This window comes from Candidatus Rokuibacteriota bacterium, from assembly GCA_016188005.1.
Taxonomy (GTDB): Bacteria; Methylomirabilota; Methylomirabilia; order Rokubacteriales; family CSP1-6; genus UBA12499.
The window spans coordinates 1-20,985 of sequence record JACPIQ010000134.1 but is presented as its reverse complement, the minus strand read 5'-3'; the positions used below and the strand labels follow the sequence as shown (position 1 = coordinate 20,985).

Sequence of the window (20,985 nt, the reverse complement as noted above, 5' to 3'; positions counted from 1 at the left end):
TCGGTGACGCGGCGACGGTTGCCCCGCGCTCGGGCCCACGAGCCGGCGAGCACGATCTCCCGGAGCGGCCGCCGGTCAGCGGTCCGGGTGGATCAGGACCTTGAGCGCCGCGCCGTGGGCCATCATGTCGAGGGCGCGGGGCACGCCCTCCAGCCCCATGGTGTGCGTGAGGAGACGATCCGGCACGAGGGTCTGTGCCTCCAGGAGCTCGACCGCGCGGTGGATCAGGTCCGGCGTGTGATGGAAGGCGCCCACGAGAGTCAGCTCCTCGTAGTGGGCCCGTCGCGTGTCCAGCGCCACGGTCGTCCCGGGTGCGCAGCCGCCGAAGAACACCACGGTGCCGCCACGCCCGGTGACGGTGATGGCGAGCTCCCACACGGCCGGCTGGCCCGTGGCATCCACCGCCACGTCGGCGTCCCGCCCGCCCGTGGCCGCCCGGATCGCGGCCTGGAGATCGGGCGCCGCCAGCACATCCAGGCAGTCGGCGAGCCGCGCCTCGCGGATCCGGTCGAGGCGCCATCCCGCCTTCCCCACGAGCAGCACGCGCGCCTTCCGCTGCGCGGCCACCATCGCCAGGAGACAGCCGAGGGGGCCGTGGCCGAAGACGACCACCGTCATCCCGGCCTCAACCCGCCCGCGCTCGATCCCCCGGAGCGCGCACGCCAAGGGCTCGACGAAGGCCGCCCGGGCCGCCGGGAGCCCGGCGGCGATCCGGATCACGTTCCGCTCGACGAGCCGGGCAGGCAGCGCGATGTACTCTCCATAGGCCCCGTTCACGAAGAGGAGATCCTCGCAGAGGTTCGGGCGCCCGGCTCGGCAGAGGGCACAGCGGCCGCAGGGCGCCGAGTTCGCCGCGACCACCCGATCGCCCTCGCGAAGGCCGGTGACGCCGGCGCCGACGCCGGCCACGGTGCCGGCCAGCTCGTGACCGAAGACGGTGGGCAGGCGCGGGATCATGACCGGGTGGCCACGGCGGAGCGTCTTCACATCGGTGCCGCAGGTGAGTGCCGCCTCGACCTTGACGAGCAGCTCGCCTGCGGCGGGCTCGGGCGTCGCGATCTCCTCCAGGCGGAGGTCGCCCGGCCCGTGGAAGACCTGGGCCCTCATGGGGTCACGTACACCTTCACGGCCTGCTGCCGCTTGACGAGCTCCACGCCCTCGGCCAGCCGCGCCAGCGACAGCCGGTGAGTGACGAGGCCGTCCACCGTCACTGCGCCCCGCAGGAGGAGCTCGAACGCCGCGGCGAGCTCCACGGGCGAGGACGAGTACGTGGCCGAGAGCGTCACCTCGTGGTGGTAGAGGCTTTCCAGCGACAGCGGCAGTGCCTCCCCTGCCCCGCCGGCGAAGTAGTGGAGCGTCCCCCCGTCGCGGACGCGGGCCCGGGCCCACGGCAGCACCGCGCCCCCACCGGCCGTGAGGACGACGGCATCCGCGCCGCGGCCCTGCGTGGTGGCGCGTAGCTCTCCGTCCAGCTCCGCCTCGCGCTCGTGCACCCGCGCCCCCGCCGCGATCCCCAGGCGCCGGCGCTGGGCCAGGAGATCCGTGGCCAGCACCGTCGCGCCGGCCAGCCGGAAGCTCTGGACGAGGAGACAGCCGATGGACCCGAGCCCGACCACGAGCACCGTGTCGCCGGCTGCCGTTCCGCAGCGGTTGACGGCGCGCAGGCAGCACGCCAGGGGCTCGGTGAACGAGGCCGTCTCGTCGGACATGCCGGCCGGGATCGCGAAGGCGGCGTGCGCGACGTTCGGCGCGGGCACGCGGACGCGTTCGGCGAAGCCGCCCGGGTCCAGGTTGCCACGCTTGAAGGACCGGCACATGGACGGGCTGCCCCGCCGGCAGTAGTGGCAGTGGAAGCACGGCACGTGATGGGCGACGACGACGCGGTCGCCCGGCGCGAAGCGCGAGACCCCCGGGCCTGCGTCCAGCACCTCCCCGACGACCTCGTGCCCCAGCACGGCCGGCACTGTGGCCTGGCTCGAGGCGAGCTTGGCGATGTCGGAGCCGCAGAGTCCGCACCCCCGGACTCGCAGCAGGAGCTCGCCGGGCCCGACGGAGGGTGCGGGCCAGTCGCGCAGCTCCAGCATCCCGGCGCCAACGTGCACGCAGGCTTTCAATTATCTCGCCTGAATGTGGATGACATCGCGTTGCGGTTCGGCCTCTTCGCCCTGTCGGGCTCATCGGGGCGTCGCTTCAACCGCGGCCTCTTCGCGCCTGCGGCGCTCTGTTCATCTCGCCTGAATGTGGATGACATCGCGTTGCGGTTCGGCCTCTTCGCCCTGTCGGGCTCATCGGGGCGTGCGCGTCATTGGAGTTTCCGAGCGGCGGGGGCGGAGGCGGGCACCGGCCCAGCAGCGGAGGGCGATGGCCAGCCGGCGGGAGGCCCGGACGCTGACGCGCCGCTCGAACACGCGGAAACCTCTCGCCTCCATGGCGCGCAGCAGGGCGAAGTAGGTCCGCCCCATGATCTCGGCGGCGAAGAGCGTCCGCCGGTCGGCCTCCGGGAAGGCCCGCCAGGCCCGCCCGTAGTAGTCGCGGGCGCGTCCGGCCTCCCACGTCATCAGCTCCACGAACGCGGGAGTGTAGCGCCCCTCTCGGAGCTCGTCCGCCGTCACGCCGAAGCGGCGCAGATCCTCCTGCGGCAGGTAGACCCGCCCCATGCGCGCGTCGGGCTGGACATCGCGGAGGATGTTGGTGAGCTGCAGCGCGATGCCAAGGTTGATGGCGTACTCCCGGGCTCGCGGGTCGGAGTGGCCGAAGATCGCGATGGCGCACAGCCCGACCGCGGAGGCGACCCGGTAGCAGTACGGGTAGAGTGCCTCGAAGGTCTCGTAGCTGGGATGGTCCAGGTCCATCTCCACGCCGTCGATGATGTCCTCCAGCGCCCCGCGCGGGATGGGGAAGGCGCGGATCGCTTCCAGGAGGCGCTGGGCGGCGGGGTGCTCGGGGCGGCCGTCGAACACACGGCCGATCTCCTCCCGCCAGCGCAGCAGCTCCTGGCGCTGGGCCGAGCGGTCCTGCCCCACGTCCACGGTGTCGTCCACGATGCGACAGAAGGCGTAGACCGCAAAGATCGCCTCGCGCTGGGCACGCGGCAGGAGGAGGAAGGCGTAGAAGAAGTTCGAGCGGCTCTTGCGGGTCAGCCGCGAGACGAAGCGCTCGGGGTTCACGCCGCCCGCCTCCCGCCAGCCCGCCGCTCGGCGTAGCCGCGCGTCAGGAACCACTCGACGGCCTCCCCGAGCGCCTCCTCGATGGGCGTCTGGGGGAGCCCCAGTTCCCGGACGGCGCGGGCCGGGCTGAAGTACATCCGCTTGCGCGCCATGCGCACCGCCGTCAGGGGCACCGAGGGCGGGACGCCCGTCAGCCTGGCGATGCCCTCCATCCCGACCGCCGCCAGCCAGGCCACGGCGTACGGCACCCGGAAGCGGGGCGCGGGCACCCCCGTGAGACGACCCAGCAGGCGGAAGATCTCCAGCAGAGAGACGTTCTGGTGCCCGAGCACGTAGCGCTCCCCGACACGCCCGCGCTCGGCGGCCAGGATGTGGCCGCGCGCGACGTCGCGGACATGGACCAGGTTGAGCCCCGTGTCGAGGGAGGCCACCATCCTGCCCCGGAGGAAGTCCACGATCATCCGGCCGGTGGGGGTCGGCTTGACATCCCACGACCCCACCGGCGCCGAGGGATTGACGATGACCACCGGCGTGCCGCGCGCCGCGTACTCCCGGGCGACTTCCTCGGCGAGGAACTTGGAGGCCTTGTAGGGGCCCACCATGTCCGCCAGCGACACCGGCGTCCGCTCGTCCCCGGGGCTGCCGTCCTTCGGTATGCCGAGCGCTCCCACGGTGGAGGTGTAGACGATGCGCTCGACGCCGGCGGTCGCAGCCACCTCCAGCACGTGGCGCGTGCCGTCCACGTTGGCCCGGAAGAGTGCCGAGGCGTCCTTCGCCCACAGGCGGTAGTCGGCGGCCACGTGGTAGACGCGACGCACGCCGCGCACCGCCGGGACGAGGGAATCCGGCACCAGGAGATCGCCTTCCACGATCTCGACAGCGCAGCCAGCGAGGGCCCGGCGATCACCCCCCGGGCGGGCCAGCACACGCACCGTCTGGCCCTCCGCCAGGAGCTCGCGGACGAGGTTGGCGCCGACGAAGCCCGTGCCGCCCGTGACCAGGGCGTCCATGCGCACCCCGCCTACGCCATCAGCGCAGCCAGCGATCGTGCCACCGCGCCGAGGGCCAGCCGGCTGCCCCGGCGCAGGGCCACGGCCTGCGCGATGCTCCCCGGGTGGGTCAGGGCCAGGGCCAGCGCTCGTCCGCCGTGGAGGCGGCCGTCCGCCCCGACCAGCCCACTCAGCGCGGGAAGCACGCCGTGGGCCGCCTCGTCGGAGACGCCGCGGACCACGAGGGACGGCCAGCCCGCCTCCTCCGCGCAGGTCAGGATCGGGGCCGATTCCATGTCCACCGCCACGGCGCCCGTCCCGGCGCGGAGACTGGCCTTGGCCTCGGGCGTGGCGGCGACCTCGCAGATCGTCACGAGGCGCCCCGCGCGGGCCCGCCCGCCCGCGCGGGCAAGGAGGAGCCCATGCGCCTGCGCGTTCACCCGCAAGAGCTCGCCGGACGGAGCGAGGACGGCCTCGGGAAGGACGAGGTCCCCCACTCTCAGGTGGGGATCCAGAGCTCCGCAGAGCCCCGCGGACACCACGAGCGGCGCGTGCAGCCCGCAGGAGAGGCCGTACCAGCGCTCGGCGAGGAGGCTGGCCCGTGGGCCGATCGCGGCGAGCCGCACGTCGCCGCGCCCGAAGGCGCGGAACGGGAGCCCGGAGAGGCGCGGGAACTCGAGCCGGCGTGCCAGCGCCGCGGTCTCGAGCTCCACGGCTGTCAGGATCAGGAGTCCGCTCACCGCGCTACGCGCCGGAGGCGGCGGCTTTCTCGGCCCTTTCCCTGTCCTTGCGCTCGAGCCAGGCGGTCCACGAGTTGCCGGCGGCCGTGTCCTTGCCGGTGAACGTGATGGTCGCGATGTCGGCGAGGCGAATCCGGATGGGGCCCTGGCCGGCCTCGTCGAACATCTCGACGAAGGGCTCGGGCGCGCCCGCGTCGCGATTGAACAGATAGCCGACGGTCTCGGTCCCGTCTGTGCTGACCACGGTGACGTTGCCGCGGTAGTCGAAGGCGTGCTCGACCACTTCCTCCAGCGTGAGATAGGGCCCGAGCTGTGGCGTCCACCCTTCCAGGGACATGCTAGAGCCTGTGCGTCAGCGTGACCACCACGGTCTCGAGGAAACCCCTGAGCGAGCCGAAGGTGTGGTTCACCGCCGTCGCCTCGAACCCGCTGTGCACCATGCAGTCCTGGCACTTCTCGTTGCCGCTCCGGTGGCCGTACCGCTGCCACTCGGTGGTCTCCATCAGCTCCCGGAAGGTCGCGGCATAGCCCTCCTGCAGGAGGTAGCAGGGGCGCTGCCAGCCGAACATGTTGTAGGTCGGCATGCCCCAGGGCGTGCAGTCGAAGTCGTGCTTGCCCATGAGGAAGCGCAGGAAGAGCGGCGACTGGTTGAACTTCCAGCGCCGCTTGGGGCGGTCGAGCATCCGCGCGAACAGGGCATGGGTCTTCGTCCGGCGCAGGAAGTGCTCCTGATCGGGCGCCTTCGAGTAGCTGTACCCGGGCGAGAGCATCATGCCCTCCACCCCCAGGCTCATCATCTCGTCGAAGAAGGCGCGCATCCTGACCGGCGAGGTCCCATCGAAGAGCGTGGTGTTGGTGGTGACGCGGAACCCGCGGGCCAGGGCCTCGCGGATCGCCCCCACGGCGCGGTCGTAGACACCCTCCCGGCAGACCGCGTCGTCGTGCTCGTCGCGCAGCCCGTCCACGTGCACGCTGAAGCTCAGGTACCTGGAGGGCGTGAACAACGCGAGCCTCTCAGCGAGGAGGAGGCCATTGGTACAGAGGTACACGTACTTCCGCTTCGCGACCAGCGCCGCCACGAGCCTGTCGATCTCCGGGTGCATGAGCGGCTCGCCCCCGGGGATGGCCACGATGGGGGCCCCGCACTCCTCCACGGCATTGACGCATTGTTCCACTGTCAGGTGCTTCTTGAGGATCTGAGCGGGGTACTGGATCTTCCCGCACCCGGCGCAGGACAGGTTGCAGCGGAAGAGGGGCTCGAGCATCAGCACGAGCGGGTAGCGCTGCCGGCGAGCGAGCTTCTGCCTCACGATGTAGGAGGCCACCGTCACCATCTGGGATAGTGGGACGCTCATTTATCTCGCTTGAATGTGGAAGACATCGGGTTGCGGTTTGGCCTCTTCGCCGCTACGCGGCTCATCGGGGCGCCCGCTCCACCCCGAGCCTCTTCGCGCAAAGGCTCATCGGGGACCATCCTACCGCGTTCCCGGTCATGAGGTAGAGGTGGCACCCTCGGGCTCGCGGGGGCCGGACGAGCCCCGCCAGTGGCCGCCCGCATCCGCCAGCGCCACGGCCCGGCCGGCAAACCCGCCCCAGAGTACCAGAAACAGAGCGCCGTGAATCAGGAATCCCGTCGCGGCCAGCAAGGGCTGGCCGATCCAGACCGTCAGGATCCAGCCGAAGAGGAAGACGCCGTAGTAGAGACCGGCCCCGAGGCGCACCGACCCTCGCAGAGGCGTGGATCCGGCCGCTACCCGTACGTACCCCGCGACGATGACCCAGCCGACGATCGTCCAGCCGAAGAAGTTCGACAACGGCACGCCGAAATAGGCTCCCCCGTCCGGGTAGAAGAAGATGTAACCGAGAAACCACCGCTCCCCCCGGACCGCCAGCGGATCGATCACCACGTCCAGGAGCATCATCACGATCCCGGACAGCCCCACCGCGGCGGCGCCCCCCGCGCGCCCCGACGCCCAGCGGGCGAGGCACCAGGAGGCATAGGCCAGGACGGGAAAGGACAGTGAGTCAAAGAGCGGGATATTCGACAGGTACAGCTCGCGCCCCACCGTCGCGCCCGTGTAGTGGTAGAGGCCGAAGGGCAGGCCCACCCGGGTCGAGGCGTACTCGGCCGCGAAGGCGACGGCCCAGCCCCAGACGAGGAACGCCGCGGCCTTCCTGCCCCCCACGTCTCGTACCGCGAGAACGAGGAAGGCCGCGAGAAGGACGACGACATAGGGGCGCAGGGACACGGTCCCCCACACGAGCGTGCCGATCGCCACGACCTCGCTCACTCGCAGTGCCCTCCGTGACACCCGCCGCCGCTGGGCCGCGTGGAAGCGGGCCGCTGCGTCAAGTTATCCAAGCCCGCGAGTTTTTTCAAGGTTTGGCTGCATAGGGATTGCCGGGGCGCTGTGCTAGTATGTAGCGATGTTTGTCCCGAGAACCGATCCGGCCCCTGCCTCTCGGGCGTCGTCTGGCACACGCGCACGCGACATCGACGCCGCCATCGAGCGGGCCCAGCAGCATCTCCTCTCGGCCCAGGCCCCGGACGGCCACTGGGTGGGCGAGCTGGAGGCCGACAGCACGATCACCAGCGAGTACCTCCTCTCCTGCCACCTCCTCGGCCGCGTCGATCGGGAGCGGGAGGAGAAGATGGTGCATTACCTCCGTCGCCAGCAATTGCCAGACGGGGGTTTCAGCCTCTATGACGGCGGCCCGGCGAACCTCTCGGCAACCATCAAGGCTTACTTCGCCATGAAGGCGGCCGGGGTGCTGCCCGAGGATCCGGCCATGACCGCGGCCCGGGCGCTGGTCCGGCGATCAGGCGGTCCCGTCGAGGCCAACGTCTTCACCAAGATCCTGCTGGCGCTCTTCGGGGAGTACGACTGGTCGGGTATCCCGGCCATGCCCGTGGAGATCATGCTCCTGCCACGCTGGTCGTACTTCAACCTGCTCGAGGTCTCCTACTGGTCGCGCACCGTCATCGTACCGCTCCTGATCCTGATGGACGTCAAGCCGGTGAAGCGCCTGGCTCCGGAGTGCCACCTGGACGAGCTCTGGCCGGTCCCCCGGGAGCGCTCCAGCCTCCGGTTCCACCGGGTGCCCCGTCCCTTCTCCGCGAAGACCTTCCTCTGGAAGAACTTCTTCATCGGCGTGGACGACTGCCTCAAGGGCTGGGAGCGCCTGGGGCCCCGGCCGTTCCGCCGCCGCGCCATCGAGGCGGCGCGCCGCTGGCTCGAGGAACGGCTGGCCGTGCCGGGCGGGCTCGGGGGAATCTTCCCGGCCATGGTCAACTCGGTGCTTGCCCTGCGCTGCCAGGGATACCCGGACGATCACCCGCTGATCCGCGGCCAGGTGAAGGAGATCGAGGCGCTTGGCGTGGAGGACGGCCAGTCGCTGCACTACCAGCCGTGCGTGTCGCCGGTCTGGGACACCTCCATCGCCGCCAACGCGCTGATCGAGTCGGGGCTGCCTGCCGATCACGCGGCCCTCGTGCGCGCCGGCGAGTGGATGATGGACCACCAGGTCACGGTCCCCGGTGACTGGCAGGCCAAGCGCCCCGATGTCACGCCGGGGGGCTGGCCCTTCCAGTATCACAACGACTTCTACCCGGATCTTGACGACTCGGCCATGGTCATGATGGCCCTCCGCAAGATCGACGGGCTCGATCCGGCGCGCCGGCGGCGCGCGCTCGAGCGGGGGCTGGAGTGGTTCCTGGGGATGCAGGGCTCCGACGGCGGCTGGGGTTCCTTCGACGCCGACAACAACCGGCTCATCTTCAACAACATCCCCTTCGCCGACCATGGCGCCCTCCTGGACCCGTCTACGGAGGACCTCACGGGGCGCGGGCTCGAGCTGCTCGGCACCCTCGGCTACGCCCCCGACCTCCCCGTGGTCCGCCGAGCGGTCGGGTTCATCCGGCGAACCCAGCGCCACGATGGCCCCTGGTACGGGCGCTGGGGGGCCAACTACATCTACGGCACCTGGTCCGTGCTGCGCGGCGTCGGCGTCGTCGGGGAGAGCCTGTCGCAGGAGTACGTGGAGCGCGCGGTGGCCTGGCTCGAGGCGCGGCAGAACCCGGACGGCGGCTGGGGCGAGACTCTGGCCTCCTACGAGGACCCGACGCTGGCGGGCTGCGGGGAGTCCATCCCGAGCCAGACTGCGTGGGCGCTGCTGGGCCTTCTCGCCGCCGGGCGCCGTGACGGCCCGACCGTCGAGCGGGGCATCGCCTTCCTGCTGGACAGCCAGGGGGGGGATGGAACCTGGGAGGATCCGTTCTGGAACGGGACGGGCTTCCCGCGCGTCTTCTACCTGAAGTACCACCTCTACGCCCGCTACTTCCCGCTCTGGGCGCTCGGGGTCTACCGGAACAGCCGCGGATGAGCCAGTCCGTCCCCCCCGCGGCCCAGGCCCTCCCGGCCCGTCTCGTGGGGACCCTGGGGGCGGGCGCGCTCGACGTGGTGGCCGCGCTGGGGCGCTTTGGCGCCTTCCTGGCCGATGCCGTCGTGCATGTGTTCATCCCGCCGTTCAAGGTGCGCCAGCTGGTGGAGCGTATCCACTTCATCGGCTTCCGCTCCCTCACCATCGTTCTCCTCACGGGCGCCTTCACGGGCATGGTGCTCGGTCTGCAGGTCTTCCTGACGCTGTCCCGCTTCGGCTCCGAGGCCTTCCTGGGCCCGGCCGTGGCGCTGGCGCTGATCCGCGAGCTGGGCCCCGTGCTCTGCGCCCTCATCGTCACCGGGCGCGCGGGCTCGGCGCTGACCGCCGAGATCGGGATCATGCGCATCTCCGAGCAGATCGACGCGCTCAGGGTGATGGCGCTGAACCCGGTCCGCTACCTGGTGGTGCCGCCCGTCGTCGCCGGCCTCCTGACCTTCCCGCTCATGACCGGCATCTTCGACGTGGTGGGCATCTTCGGCGGCTACCTGGTTGGGGTGGAGCTCCTGGGGATGTCCGCCGGCACGTACTTCGGCGAGATGCAGAGCTTCGTGGACATGACCGACATCATGACGGGCTTCTGGAAGGCGCTCTCCTTCGGGGTCATCGTGACATGGGTCTGCACCTACAAGGGCTTCCGCTGCGGGCACGGCGCCGAGGGGGTCGCGCGCGCCACCACCCAGGCGGTTGTGCTCTCCTCGGTCCTGATCCTGGTGTGGGACTACTTCCTGGGGACGGTGCTCCCGTGATCCGCGTCGAGAATCTCCATCGGTCCTTCGGCGGCCAGCGCGTGCTCCGCGGGCTGACCCTGGAGGTGGCTGCCGGCGAGATCATGGTGGTCATCGGGCGGAGCGGCGGCGGCAAGTCGGTGCTGCTGAAGCACCTCCTGGGGCTGCTGCGGCCGGACTCGGGCCGCGTGCTGGTGCACGGCACGGACATCACCCGACTCCGCGGCCCGGCGTTGGACCGCGTCCGCGAGCGCTACGGGGTCGTGTTCCAGGGGGGCGCGCTCTTCGACTCCATGTCGGTGTTCGACAACGTGGCGTTCCCGCTGCGGGAGAAGACGCCGCTCCGCTGGCGCCAGATCGCGGAGCGCGTGGAGGAGAAGCTCGACCAGGTAGGCCTGGCGGGCATGGGGCACAAGAACCCCGCGGAGATCTCGGGAGGCATGCGGAAGCGGGTGGCCATCGCGCGGGCGCTGGTGACGGAGCCCGAGGTGGTGTTCTTCGACGAGCCGACCACCGGGCTCGACCCCATCCTGGTCAACACGATCCACCACCTCATCCTCGCGATGCACCGGAAGTTCCGCTTCACGGCCGTGATGGTGAGCCACGAGATTCCCGAGATCTTCGGGATCGCCGACCGCGTGGCCATGCTGCACGACGGCGTGATCATCGAGCAAGGGGCGCCGGATGCCATCCAGGCCTCCGCGAACCCCACCGTGCAGCAGTTCATCCGCGGGGACGTCGAGGGAGCCCTCCGGCCGGCATGACGGCCCCGACGACACCGATGAGCTCCATGGGGGCGAAGAGGCCAAGCTGCCGCGTGAGGTCATTCACGTTCAGGCGAGACAAGAGAAGAAGGCGGCGGCTGACATCGCGAGAGGGAACACACGGAGGCGGAGCTTCCGGCGGGGGCGGGCGGGCGACAGCCCGGGTGCCCGCCCCTGGTGAAGGAGACCCGGCATGAGGCGTACCACGCTGGAGCTGTCGGTGGGAGTGTTCGTGCTGATCGGCGTCTTGGCGCTGGGGTGGCTTTCCGTCAGACTCGGCAAAGTCGATGTCTTCGGAGGGCAAGGCTACCGGGTCACCGCGGATTTCCCCTCCGTCGGGGGGCTGAAGGCCGGCTCCAGCGTCGAGATCGCGGGGGTCGAGGTGGGCCGCGTGGACGGGATCACGCTGTGGGACTACCAGGCCCGGGTGCTCATGAGCATCCGCCGGGGCATCCGCCTCCAGGAAGACTCCATCGCCTCGATCAAGACCAAGGGCCTCATCGGAGAGAAGTACATCCGCATCAACCCCGGTGGCTCCGAGAAGATCATCCCGCCCGACGGACGCATCACCGAGGTGGAGCCGCCGGTGGACTTCGAGGAGCTCCTGTCCAAGTACATCTTCGGGAAGGTGTGAGCACAGGTGGGAGGGAGCAACGCCGCATGAGCCGCAGAGATCACGCGCGGGGCCTCCGCCTCGGCATCGCCGGACTGCTGGCCGTGCTCGCCACCGCCGCGGGCGCCTCCGCCCAGGCCCCGCGACCGGCCGGCACCGTCGTCCTCACGCTCGCCGACGCCGTGAAGGCGGCTGTCACCCGGAGCCCGGAGGTGAGGGGCGCGGCCCTCGACGTCGAAGCCTTCCTCGCGAAGAAAGAGCAGGCCGACGGCGCTCGCTGGCCTCAGCTCACGGCGCTGGGGGTGGTCGGGCCGTCCCCGGAGGCCGAGCGGCTGGACGGTTCGGGGCTTTCGACGCCACTGCGCTCGGTGAACGCCCGGGAGGGTGCGGTGAACGGCGCCTTCGGCCGTCTGGATCTCCTCCTCGTCCAGCCCATCTACACCTTCGGGCTCATCGACAATCTCCGGGCCGCGGCCGAGCACGGCGTGCGAGCCCGGCAGGCGGGACGCGACAAGACGGCCGCAGAGGTCGCCCTCAGGGTGCGCGAGGCCTACACGGGGCTCTTGCTCTTCAGGGAGCTCGGCTCCCTCCTCGACGACCTGCACGAGCAGCTCGTGAGGGCCGGCGAGCGCCTCGAGCTCCTCCAGGAAGGCGGCTTCGCCGCCGAGCAGGACGTCTTCAAGCTGCGCGCACTCCAGGGCGAGCTGGAGAAGAACATGAACATGGCCGCGCGCGGTGCCGGCATCGCCGCCGAGGCGCTCCGCGTCTGGACGGGGCTCCCGGCGGGGGCCAGCGTGGAGCCCGGGGAGAGCCGGCTCCTGGCGGACCTCGAACCCCTGCCGCCGCTCGAGCGCTTCGTCGAGGACGCGCGCGCGAACCGCCCTGAGTTCACCCAGCTCGCAGCAGGACTGCGCGCGAAGCGGGCGCTGGTGGAGGCCGAGCGGGCGAAGGCCTGGCCCATGGTGTTCTTCGGCATCCAGGGCTCGGTGGCCCAGGCGACGAACCGGGACCGCGTGCTCAACAACGCCTACCTCTCCGATCCGCTCCAGCACGCCTATATCGGCCCGGTACTCGGGCTCAGGTACGATCTGGACTTCGGCGTCGCCTCGGGACGCGTCCGCGAGGCCCAGGCGGAGGTGGCCAAGCTCGAGACCCTCCGGGTGCAGGCCGTCGAGGGCATCCCGCTGCAGGTCGCGAGGGCCCACGGGGAGGTCCGCGAGGCGGCACAGAACGTGGCCGTCCTCGACCGGGCCCGCGACAACGCCAAGAAGTGGGTCGTCTCGGCCAGCGCCAACGTCGACCTCGGCATCGGCGACACCAAGGATCTGGCGGACGCGGTGCTGGCGCTGGCGAAAACCCGCGCGGAGTACCTCCAGGCCGTGTTCAACTATCGCGTGGGACTGGCTCGACTGGACAACGCCGCGGGTCGGGATCTCGAGGAGATCCGCGCGCTCATGGCTGGGACCGTCACGTCACTGACGACAGCGGAGGTCACTCGATGACTGTTTCTCGCGTGGTGGGCATGGGACTCGCGTGTCTCCTCGGCCTGGCCGCGGCGGGCGGCGCGTGGGCGGGGACGCCCACGGAGCAGCTCCGGGGGGCCATCGACCGCGTGATCAAGACGCTCGACACCCCGGCCCTGAAGGGGGACAACAAGGTCGCGGACCGCCGGAGCGCGGTCCGGAAGATCGCCAACGACATCTTCGACTTCGGCGAGATCGCCCGCCGCTCGTTGGGGCGGCACTGGCAGGGGCGCACCGACAAAGAGCGCGAGGAGTTCATCAGGCTCTTCGGCGACCTCCTGGAGCGCTCCTACATCTCGAAGATCGAGCTATACGGGGGCGAGCGGATCCTGTACACGAGCGAGCGGGTAGAGGCGGAGGTGGCGGTGGTGAGCACCAAGATCATCACCAAGAACGGCAGCGAGGTGCCCATCGACTACCGCCTGCTCCGCCGGGGGGACCGGTGGCTCGTCTACGACGTGAACATCGAGGGCGTGAGCCTCGTGTCGAACTACCGCACGCAGTTCAACAAGATCATCCAGACCTCCTCGTACGGCGAGCTGGTCAAGAAGATGAAGGCGAAGCAGGACGAGGTCTCCTTCGAGGACGAGGCGCAGAAGAAGAGCAAGACGACCAAGACGCAGTAGACCGGCGCCCGCCTGCAACCGCGCGGGTCCGCCCTGCGCCGGCCCCGGGGTGACCCCGGCCCGCCGCGGGCGGAGCGCGTGGTCTTCGACGGCGGCCGCACCGCGCGGATGGGCCAGGGCGCCCTGCCGAGGATCGGGGGAGGACCCGTGAAGGAACAGGACCGGCCGGTGCACTTCGTCCACGTCGCGGCTTCCGCGGCGCAGGCCACGGACCGCGTCCGGCAGGCGCCCGGCGGCTCGGCGGGGGGGCGCCGATGAACGCCGTCATCCTGGCGGCCGGCGTCGCCCGTCGCCTCGGCCCGCTCACCGACCACACCCAGAAGTGCCTACTGCCCGTTGGCGGCCGCTCCCTGCTGGACCGCATGGTCGCTGCCCTCGCCGGCAGCGGTGTCGAGGAGACGGTTATCGTCGTCGGCCACTGTGAGGACCAGGTGCGCGCGGCGGCCGGCGAGCGGCGGGGCGACATGCGCATCCGCTGCGTCTACAATCCCGAGTACCAGAAGGGCTCCATCCTCTCGCTCTGGCGGGCGCGCGAGGTCCTCCTGCAGGACACGACCCTCGTGATGGACGCCGACGTGCTGTTCCCGTCGACGTTCCTGTCGCGGCTCATGGCCTCCCCGCACCCGAGCGCGCTGCTCCTGGATCAGAGCTTCACGGACACCGGCGAGGAGGTGAAGCTCTACGGCGTCGGGGATCGCCTGATCGCCCTGGGGAAGAAGTTCGTCCCCCAGCGCTGGGAGGTGGTCGGCGAGGGCATCGGGTTCTTCAAGTGCAGCCCGACCCACGCTCCCGAGTACATCCGGCTCCTGGCCGAGTCCATCGAGGAGACCGGCGGCGTCAACGAGTACGAGGACGCCCTCCACCGCCTGCTGGGCGTCGTGGAGGTCGGCTGGGTGGACGTCACGGGCCTGCCCTGGACCGAGGTCGACTTCGCCGAGGACCTCGCCCGCGCCGAAAGCCAGATCCTCCCGAGGATCGAGCGCCTCGGGCACTGACGTGGCGCGGGCCGTCCTGTACCTCCCAGACGCCGCCGAGCGCCGCCTCGCCGCGCTGCCAGTGGCCGGCCGTCCGCTCGCGGTGCGGGCCATTGTGGCCGCCGCACGGACGGGCGCCGAGAGAGTGGGCGTCCCGGCCGCGCTGCGCACTCCCGCTCTCGAGGCGGCGCTCCGGCGCATCCAGGGGCTGGCGGGCCGGGTGCGCTGGCTCGACGGCCGCGACCCGGCCGAGAGCCGGGCCTTCGCGTGTGAGCCGTGCCTCCTCGTGCCAGCCTCGGCCCTGATCGAGGCACGCACGTTGGCCAGCCTCCTGGCGAGCCCCATGGAGGTCGGTGGGGCGGCCATCGTCGAGTCGGCAGAGAGCGGGGCGCCCGTGCTGCTGGCGCCGCCCGAGCTGGTGACGCGACTCTGGGCCCTCCTGGCGGCGGGAGCGGGTCTCGGGGCCGCGCTGATGCGCCATGTGGAGGAGACGCGGCCAAAGCTCCGTCCGGCCGGGGGGCTCTTCGTGCGGGTGACCGCCGAGGCCGACCGCCGGGACGCCGAGGCGGCCCTCTACGCCTCCCTCGGCACCGACGATGACACGGCCGTGGACCGGCTCATCCATCGGCGCTGCTCCCGGCCGATCACGCGGGTCCTCGTCCAGACGCGAGCGACGCCGAACCAGGTGAGCGCCGCGAGCCTCCTCATCGGGCTCGGGGCGGCGTCGGGCTTCTGCCAGGGCACGCCGCTGGCTGCCGTCCTCGGCCTGGGGCTCTACTCGCTGGCCGTGGTCCTGGACCATGTCGACGGCGAGCTGGCGCGCCTCACCTTCCAGGAGACGCGATTCGGCGCCGCGCTGGACTGGACCATCGACACGGTGGTCCTCTCGCTGGTCGTCCTGGCCATGGGGCTGTCGGCCGGGCGCGGCCCCGGGGCCGTCGCCATGGGCTTCCTCGGCGCGCTCGGCGTGACGCTGAGCGCCCTCGTGGCGCGCTACCTGCCGCGAAAGATCGCCGTCGGCGAGACCATCGGGGGGGCGCTCAAGAGCATGGGAAACCGCGACCTCTTCTACCTGCTGCTGCTCACCTTCGTCCTCCTGACCTGGGCGCTGCCTGCGGCGCTGCCGATCCTCGTCCTGATCATCGCCCTGGGCTCGCAGGCGTACTGGATCGCCTGCGTGGCGAAGATCCGGCGCCACGCCGCCCTGCTCTAGGGCCGGCCACCCGCTCCCGTCTCCCGTGTCCCGCCTCGACGGTCCCGCCTCGGTTCTCCTCCGGATGCTCCGTCCGCTCCTGCTCCTTGCAGGCGCCGCGTTCATCGTGTACCTGGTGTACGAGGTCGGCCCTGCCACCGTCTGGGAGTCGGTGCGCACGCTCTCCTGGCGCCTGCTGCTCGTGGTCTGCTTCCCGTACGCGCTCACCACGACACTGGACACGCTCGCGTGGCGCTGCGTCTTCCTCGGGCGCGCGGCGCCCTTCTGGCCGCTGTGGGGTGCCCGGCTGGCCGGGGAGGCGGTCAACGCGACCACGCCGACAGCCTCCGTCGGCGGGGAGCCCGTGAAGGCCTACCTGCTGCGGCCCTGGGTGCCGCTCCCGGAGGGGCTCGCCTCGGTGATCGTCGACAAGACCACGGTCGTCGTCGGCCAGGGGCTGTTTCTCGTGCTCGGCCTCCTCGTCGCCACCTCGCTCGTGCCGGCCGCGAGCCCCCTGATGACCGCGATGGTCCTGCTGCTCGGACTCGAAGTAGCCGGGGTGGGGGGCTTCGTCATGGTCCAGCTCCGGGGCCCGGCGGGGCGCGGCGGCCGCCTGCTCGGGCGCCTCGGGATGGGGCCAGGCGAGCGCGGACAGGAGCGGCTCGAGGGTCTGGACCGGGCCCTGGCCGCGTTCTACCGCGCTCACCGCCGCCGGCTCCTGGCCGCCGTCCTGTTCCACTTCGCGGCCTGGACTGCCGGCAGCCTCGAGATCTACCTGGTGCTCACCCTTCTCGGGCTGCCGATCTCGCTTCCCGCCGCCGTGGCGATCGAGTCCTTCGGGACCGCCGTCAAGTTCGCGAGCTTCATGATCCCGGCCTCGCTGGGGGCGCTCGAAGGGGGCAACGTCGCCATCTTCGCCGCCTTCGGGCTGGGCGGCGCCGCCGGATTGTCCTACACGCTGATTCGTCGGCTCCGCGAGGCGGCGTGGATCCTGGTCGGGCTTGCCGCCATGGCCCCGCTATCGGGGCGCCAGGCGGCGGCCGGGGCCGCCGCCACGGAGCACCAGACCCGACCCGGCCGCCCCCCGTTGTGCTAGACTCGGGCCGGCCGCGGCTGCCCCCTGCATCGCACGCCGGAGGGGGTCCCGTCTACGGTGCACTCATCAAGGAGGCTCACGTGGGTTCCGTCCGCGTCGCCATCATCGGAGTGGGCAACTGCGCCTCGGCCCTCGTCCAGGGCATCCAGCACTACGCGACAGCCGACGCTGACGGCTTCATCCCCGGGCTCATGCGGCCCCGCGTCGGCGGGTACCGCGTCGGCGACATCGAGTTCTCCGCCGCCTTCGACATCGACGCACGCAAGGTCGGTGCCGATCTGTCCGAGGCCATCGCCACCGCCCCCAACAACACCGTGCGCTTCGCGGAGGTGCCGCCCCTCGGCGTACCGGTCCACCGCGGAATGACCCACGACGGCCTCGGGCACTACCTCTCCCAGGTGATCACCAAGGCGCCCGGCTCCACGGCCGACATCGCGGGGATCCTCCGCGAGACCCGCACGGACGTCGTGGTCAACTTCCTGCCCGTGGGCAGCGAGATGGCGACCAAGTGGTACGTCGAGCAGGTGCTCGACGCGGGCTGCGGGTTCGTCAACTGCATCCCCGTGTTCATCGCCCGGGAGGCGTACTGGCGGGGGCGGTTCGAGGAGCGGGGCCTGCCCATCGTGGGGGACGACGTGAAATCGCAGCTCGGCGCCACCATCGTGCACAGGGCGTTGACCAAGCTCTTCATGGACCGGGGCATCCACATGGACCGCACGAGCCAGCTCAACGTGGGCGGGAACACGGACTTCTACAACATGCTGGAGCGCCAGCGGCTGCAGTCCAAGAAGATCTCCAAGACCGACGCCGTCCGCTCGCAGCTCGCCCACGACCTCCCCGACGACGCCGTCCACATCGGCCCCAGCGACTACGTGCCGTGGCTCGCCGACCGGAAGTGGGCGCACATCCGGATCGAGGGGCGCGGCTTCGGGGACCAGCCGATCAACATCGAGCTCAAGCTCGAGGTCTGGGACTCGCCAAACTCGGCCGGCGTCGTGATCGACGCCATCCGCTGCTGCAAGATCGCCATGGACCGGGGCCTCAAGGGGGCCCTCCTCGCCCCGTCCGCCTACCTGATGAAGTCCCCGCCCCGGCAGTGGTCGGACGAGGAGGCCCGGGCGCGCCTCGAGCAGTTCATCGCCGGCGACGAGTAGCCCCGCGGCCCCGGGGAGCCCGGGACTCCCCTCCGCCACGTGTCGCCGCTGGCGGACCCCGGTGGTAGACTTGAGGCGTTCTGCGTGTCCCTTCCCATGATCGCGATCTCGAGAACTGGCCGCCTGCTGCGCAGCCTGGTTCGGGTGTCCTGCCGGCGCCCGGTCCTGACGGTCGCGCTGTCCCTGCTTCTGGCGCTGCTGGGTGCGGCGGTCACGGTCCAGGGCCTGCGCTTCAAGACCTCCGGGCGCGACGTCCTGCCCAAGAACGCCGGCTACGTCCTCCGTTACGTGGAGTACAGCCGGGAGTTCGGCGAGCTGGAGGACATCGTCGTCGTCGTCGAGACGCGCTCGTTCGAGGCGGCGAAGGACTATGCGAGCCGCCTCGTCCAGGAGCTCCGCCACTCCCCGGTCCAGTTCCCTCGCGCCTCCTACCGCATCGACCCGAAGCGTTTCGAGGGGCGCCAGCTCCTCTACCTGTCCACGGCCAAGCTGCGCGAGATCCGCGACAAGATCTTCGATCACCAGGAGTTCATGGAAAGCTTCGCCGCCGATCCGAGCCTTGCCCAGCTCGTGGAAGGGGTGAACAGGCAGCTTGCTGCGGCGTTCATCACGAACATCTTCGACCTGGGCCTGTCGGACAACCAGCCCACCGACACGCGGTTCCTCCGTGTCCTGCTGGAGCAGATCGCGACCCGGCTCGACCGCCCGATGCCCTACCGCTCCCCCTGGGGGACGCTCTTCTCGTTCGGCGGGGAGGCGCCGGCGGATGCCGGCTACTTCCGCTCCGATGACAAGAGCCTGCTCTTCGTGCTCGTCGAGACCCCCGAGGGACAGAAGGGCAGTTTCGTCGGGGATCAGCGGGCCATCGACACGATCCGGAGCGTGATCGATCGCCTCCGCCCGGTCTTCCCCTCCGTGCAGGCGGGCGTGACGGGAGCCCCCGTGCTCTCCAACGACGAGATGTCGGCGGCCTTCCAGGACAGCCAGGTCGCCACCGTCCTTGCGTTCGCGCTGACACTCCTGGTGATGACGCTCGCGTTCTGGCGCGTGGGGAAGCCGCTCCTGATGCTGGTTGTGCTCGCCGTGAGCCTGGCCTGGGCCATGGGCGTCGTCACGCTCACGGTCGGCCACCTCACGATCTTCTCCGTGATGTTCATCTCCATCGTGGTCGGCATCGGCATCGACTACGGGATCTACTTCCTCTTCCGCTACGAGGAGGAGATCTTCCTGGGCCGGAACTTGAAGGAGGCGCTGGAGCTCACCGCGGCCCGCACCGGCCCCGGGATGCTCCTCGGGGCGCTCACGGCGGGCGGGACTTTCTACGTGCTCGGGCTCACGGATTTCCGGGGGATCCAGGAGCTGGGCTTCATCGCGGGCAGCTCGATCCTGCTGGCCTGGGTCAGCATGATGACCTTCTTCCCGGCGCTCCTCGTCCTGATTGACCGGCACCATGCCGCCCGCCCGCGGGACCAGAAGCCGCGCGCCCACGAGCTCGAGCGCATCCGTGTGCCGATTCTCGAGCGCCTCACCCGTTTTCCGGTCACCATCCTCGTGGCGGCCGGCGCGCTCACGGCCGCCTCCGTCTGGGCGCTGCCGTCCGTCGGCTTCGACTACAACATGCTCAATCTCCAGGCCAAGGGGACGGAATCCGTGGCGTGGGAGAAGCGGATCCTCGCCACGACCGGGCGCTCCGGCTTCAACGGGCTGGCCTCGGCCGGCTCCCTCGAGGAGCTCAGGCGGAAGCAGGAGGCCTTCGAGCGGCTCCCGTCCGTCTCCGAGGTGGACTCCGTGCTCCACCTGATCCCGGAGGAGCAGCGGGAGAAGACCGCCCTCATCAAGAGCTTCGCCCCGCTGGTGGCGCCGGTGAAGGTGGCGCGGTCCAGCGCGGTGGACGTCGACCGGCTGACCCAGGCCGTGCGCGATCTCAAGCGCCGCCTGGACCTGGCGGCAAGCGAGGCGGGCGACCGGCTCCCGAAGGAGGTCCGCCAGCTGCGGGAGCAGACGGGGGCGCTGCTGAGCCAGCTCGCCTCGGCGGACCGGGAGCTGGCCGAGCCGGCGCTCACCCACCTGCAGGCGCAGCTCTACCGCGACTTCGTGGCCAAGTTCCACATGCTCCAGCGGAACCTCCGGCCCCGGCCGGTGGAGCTGACCGACCTGCCCGACGAGCTGCGCCGGAAGTTCGTCGGCAACAGCGGGCGCTTCCTCCTGCAGGTCCACCCCAAGGTGGACATCTGGGAGCGCGCGGGCGCGGAGCAGTTCGTCACCGAGCTCAGGTCGGTGGACCCGGACGTGACCGGCGCGCCCATCATCACCTACGAGGCCATCCGGCTCATGGAACGGGCCTACGTCCAGGGGACGGCCTACGCCTTCATCCTGGTGGGCGGGCTCACGTTCTGGATGATCCGGCGGGTGCGCCTGACCCTGCTGGCCCTGCTGCCGCTGGGCCTCGGGCTGCTCTGGACCCTGGGCCTCATGTGGGTCTTCGACCTCAAGTTCACCATGGCCAACGTGTGGGGGCTCCCGCTGATCATCGGGACCTCGGCGGAGTTCGGGCTGAACATCGTGATGCGCTACCTGGAAGGCCGGGAGCACGGGGGCCCGCTGGTGGCGCGGAGCACGGTGATGGCGGTGGCGCTCAACGGGCTCACCACCATCGTGGGCTTCGGCAGCCTGATGATGGCCCGCCACCAGGGGATCTTCGGCCTCGGCCTGCTCCTCACCCTCGGGTCGGCCTGCGGGCTGCTGGCCTCGCTGGTGGTGCTGCCCGTGGTGCTCCGCATGCTGCCGCGCACGGGGGTCCGGCGGCAGCCCGCGGCGGACACGCTCACCCGCTCCCCCGCCGCCTAGCGTGAGTTTACCCCGGAGCTGGTGGGCGCTTCGGGAAACGGGCTGAAATCACGCGCGATTCTCGCCCGAGGAGCGTAGTTACTACGGAGTCGGGAGCAAGTCAAAGCCCACCGCCAGCCGCCGCGCTGGCTCGGG

General features: G+C 70.9%; 20 protein-coding genes. 12 read left to right on the top strand and 8 right to left on the bottom strand.

Annotated elements, in window-relative coordinates:
* Positions 1 to 75 precede the first annotated feature (75 nt).
* The 8 genes from HYV93_25600 to HYV93_25565 all read right to left on the bottom strand — a co-directional run bounded on the left by HYV93_25600 (position 76) and on the right by HYV93_25565 (position 7,187).
* Complete coding sequence (locus tag HYV93_25600) at positions 76 to 1,107, bottom strand: alcohol dehydrogenase catalytic domain-containing protein (protein ID MBI2529350.1); 1,032 nt, start codon at positions 1,105 to 1,107, stop codon at positions 76 to 78.
* On the bottom strand, positions 1,104 to 2,114 hold the full coding sequence (locus HYV93_25595) for an alcohol dehydrogenase catalytic domain-containing protein (protein ID MBI2529349.1): 1,011 nt from the start codon (positions 2,112 to 2,114) through the stop codon (positions 1,104 to 1,106). The genes HYV93_25600 and HYV93_25595 overlap by 4 nt, the downstream gene beginning before the upstream one ends.
* A 171-nt stretch (positions 2,115 to 2,285) precedes the next feature.
* Complete coding sequence (gene hpnD, locus HYV93_25590) at positions 2,286 to 3,167, bottom strand: presqualene diphosphate synthase HpnD (GenBank protein MBI2529348.1); 882 nt, start codon at positions 3,165 to 3,167, stop codon at positions 2,286 to 2,288.
* Positions 3,164 to 4,177 (bottom strand): NAD-dependent epimerase/dehydratase family protein, encoded by a 1,014-nt coding sequence (locus tag HYV93_25585; protein ID MBI2529347.1) that lies wholly within the window; start codon positions 4,175 to 4,177, stop codon positions 3,164 to 3,166. Before HYV93_25585 ends, hpnD begins: the two co-directional genes overlap by 4 nt.
* A gap of 11 nt (positions 4,178 to 4,188) precedes the next feature.
* Positions 4,189 to 4,896 carry a hypothetical protein gene (locus HYV93_25580; protein MBI2529346.1) on the bottom strand — a complete coding sequence of 236 codons (708 nt, stop codon included), beginning with the start codon at positions 4,894 to 4,896 and terminating at the stop codon, positions 4,189 to 4,191.
* 4 nt (positions 4,897 to 4,900) lie between these two features.
* Positions 4,901 to 5,233: a hypothetical protein gene (locus tag HYV93_25575; protein ID MBI2529345.1), complete on the bottom strand. Its 333-nt coding sequence runs from the start codon at positions 5,231 to 5,233 to the stop codon at positions 4,901 to 4,903.
* A gap of 1 nt (position 5,234) precedes the next feature.
* Positions 5,235 to 6,251, bottom strand: coding sequence for an adenosyl-hopene transferase HpnH (hpnH, locus tag HYV93_25570; protein ID MBI2529344.1), 1,017 nt, complete (start codon positions 6,249 to 6,251; stop codon positions 5,235 to 5,237).
* 135 nt (positions 6,252 to 6,386) lie between these two features.
* Positions 6,387 to 7,187, bottom strand: a complete 801-nt coding sequence (locus HYV93_25565) for a carotenoid biosynthesis protein (GenBank protein ID MBI2529343.1) — start codon at positions 7,185 to 7,187, stop codon at positions 6,387 to 6,389.
* Positions 7,188 to 7,323: 136 nt separating this feature from the next.
* Between HYV93_25565 and shc the strand changes: the two genes are divergently transcribed.
* From shc to HYV93_25505, 12 genes are all read left to right on the top strand, one after another.
* The gene (gene shc, locus HYV93_25560) at positions 7,324 to 9,279 is read left to right on the top strand and encodes a squalene--hopene cyclase (GenBank protein ID MBI2529342.1); all 1,956 of its coding nucleotides are present in this window, start codon (positions 7,324 to 7,326) and stop codon (positions 9,277 to 9,279) included.
* Positions 9,276 to 10,082, top strand: a complete 807-nt coding sequence (locus HYV93_25555) for an ABC transporter permease (protein ID MBI2529341.1) — start codon at positions 9,276 to 9,278, stop codon at positions 10,080 to 10,082. Before shc ends, HYV93_25555 begins: the two co-directional genes overlap by 4 nt.
* Positions 10,079 to 10,825 carry an ATP-binding cassette domain-containing protein gene (locus HYV93_25550; GenBank protein ID MBI2529340.1) on the top strand — a complete coding sequence of 249 codons (747 nt, stop codon included), beginning with the start codon at positions 10,079 to 10,081 and terminating at the stop codon, positions 10,823 to 10,825. Before HYV93_25555 ends, HYV93_25550 begins: the two co-directional genes overlap by 4 nt.
* 193 nt (positions 10,826 to 11,018) lie before the next feature.
* A complete protein-coding gene (mlaD, locus tag HYV93_25545) occupies positions 11,019 to 11,459 on the top strand; it encodes an outer membrane lipid asymmetry maintenance protein MlaD (protein MBI2529339.1) in 441 nt (146 codons plus the stop codon).
* A 26-nt stretch (positions 11,460 to 11,485) separates the two neighbouring features.
* Positions 11,486 to 12,940 carry a TolC family protein gene (locus HYV93_25540; GenBank protein ID MBI2529338.1) on the top strand — a complete coding sequence of 485 codons (1,455 nt, stop codon included), beginning with the start codon at positions 11,486 to 11,488 and terminating at the stop codon, positions 12,938 to 12,940.
* A 20-nt stretch (positions 12,941 to 12,960) separates the two neighbouring features.
* Positions 12,961 to 13,587 carry an ABC transporter substrate-binding protein gene (locus tag HYV93_25535; protein ID MBI2529337.1) on the top strand — a complete coding sequence of 209 codons (627 nt, stop codon included), beginning with the start codon at positions 12,961 to 12,963 and terminating at the stop codon, positions 13,585 to 13,587.
* A gap of 78 nt (positions 13,588 to 13,665) precedes the next feature.
* The gene (locus HYV93_25530; GenBank protein ID MBI2529336.1) at positions 13,666 to 13,845 is read left to right on the top strand and encodes a hypothetical protein; all 180 of its coding nucleotides are present in this window, start codon (positions 13,666 to 13,668) and stop codon (positions 13,843 to 13,845) included.
* On the top strand, positions 13,842 to 14,582 hold the full coding sequence (locus HYV93_25525) for a phosphocholine cytidylyltransferase family protein (GenBank protein MBI2529335.1): 741 nt from the start codon (positions 13,842 to 13,844) through the stop codon (positions 14,580 to 14,582). The genes HYV93_25530 and HYV93_25525 overlap by 4 nt, the downstream gene beginning before the upstream one ends.
* 1 nt (position 14,583) lies before the next feature.
* Positions 14,584 to 15,774, top strand: coding sequence for a CDP-alcohol phosphatidyltransferase family protein (locus HYV93_25520; protein ID MBI2529334.1), 1,191 nt, complete (start codon positions 14,584 to 14,586; stop codon positions 15,772 to 15,774).
* Between the two features lie 64 nt (positions 15,775 to 15,838).
* Positions 15,839 to 16,849 carry a flippase-like domain-containing protein gene (locus HYV93_25515; GenBank protein MBI2529333.1) on the top strand — a complete coding sequence of 337 codons (1,011 nt, stop codon included), beginning with the start codon at positions 15,839 to 15,841 and terminating at the stop codon, positions 16,847 to 16,849.
* Positions 16,850 to 16,929: 80 nt separating this feature from the next.
* Positions 16,930 to 18,003, top strand: coding sequence for an inositol-3-phosphate synthase (locus tag HYV93_25510; protein ID MBI2529332.1), 1,074 nt, complete (start codon positions 16,930 to 16,932; stop codon positions 18,001 to 18,003).
* Between the two features lie 84 nt (positions 18,004 to 18,087).
* Positions 18,088 to 20,850, top strand: a complete 2,763-nt coding sequence (locus HYV93_25505; GenBank protein ID MBI2529331.1) for an MMPL family transporter — start codon at positions 18,088 to 18,090, stop codon at positions 20,848 to 20,850.
* Positions 20,851 to 20,985: the final 135 nt, after the last annotated feature.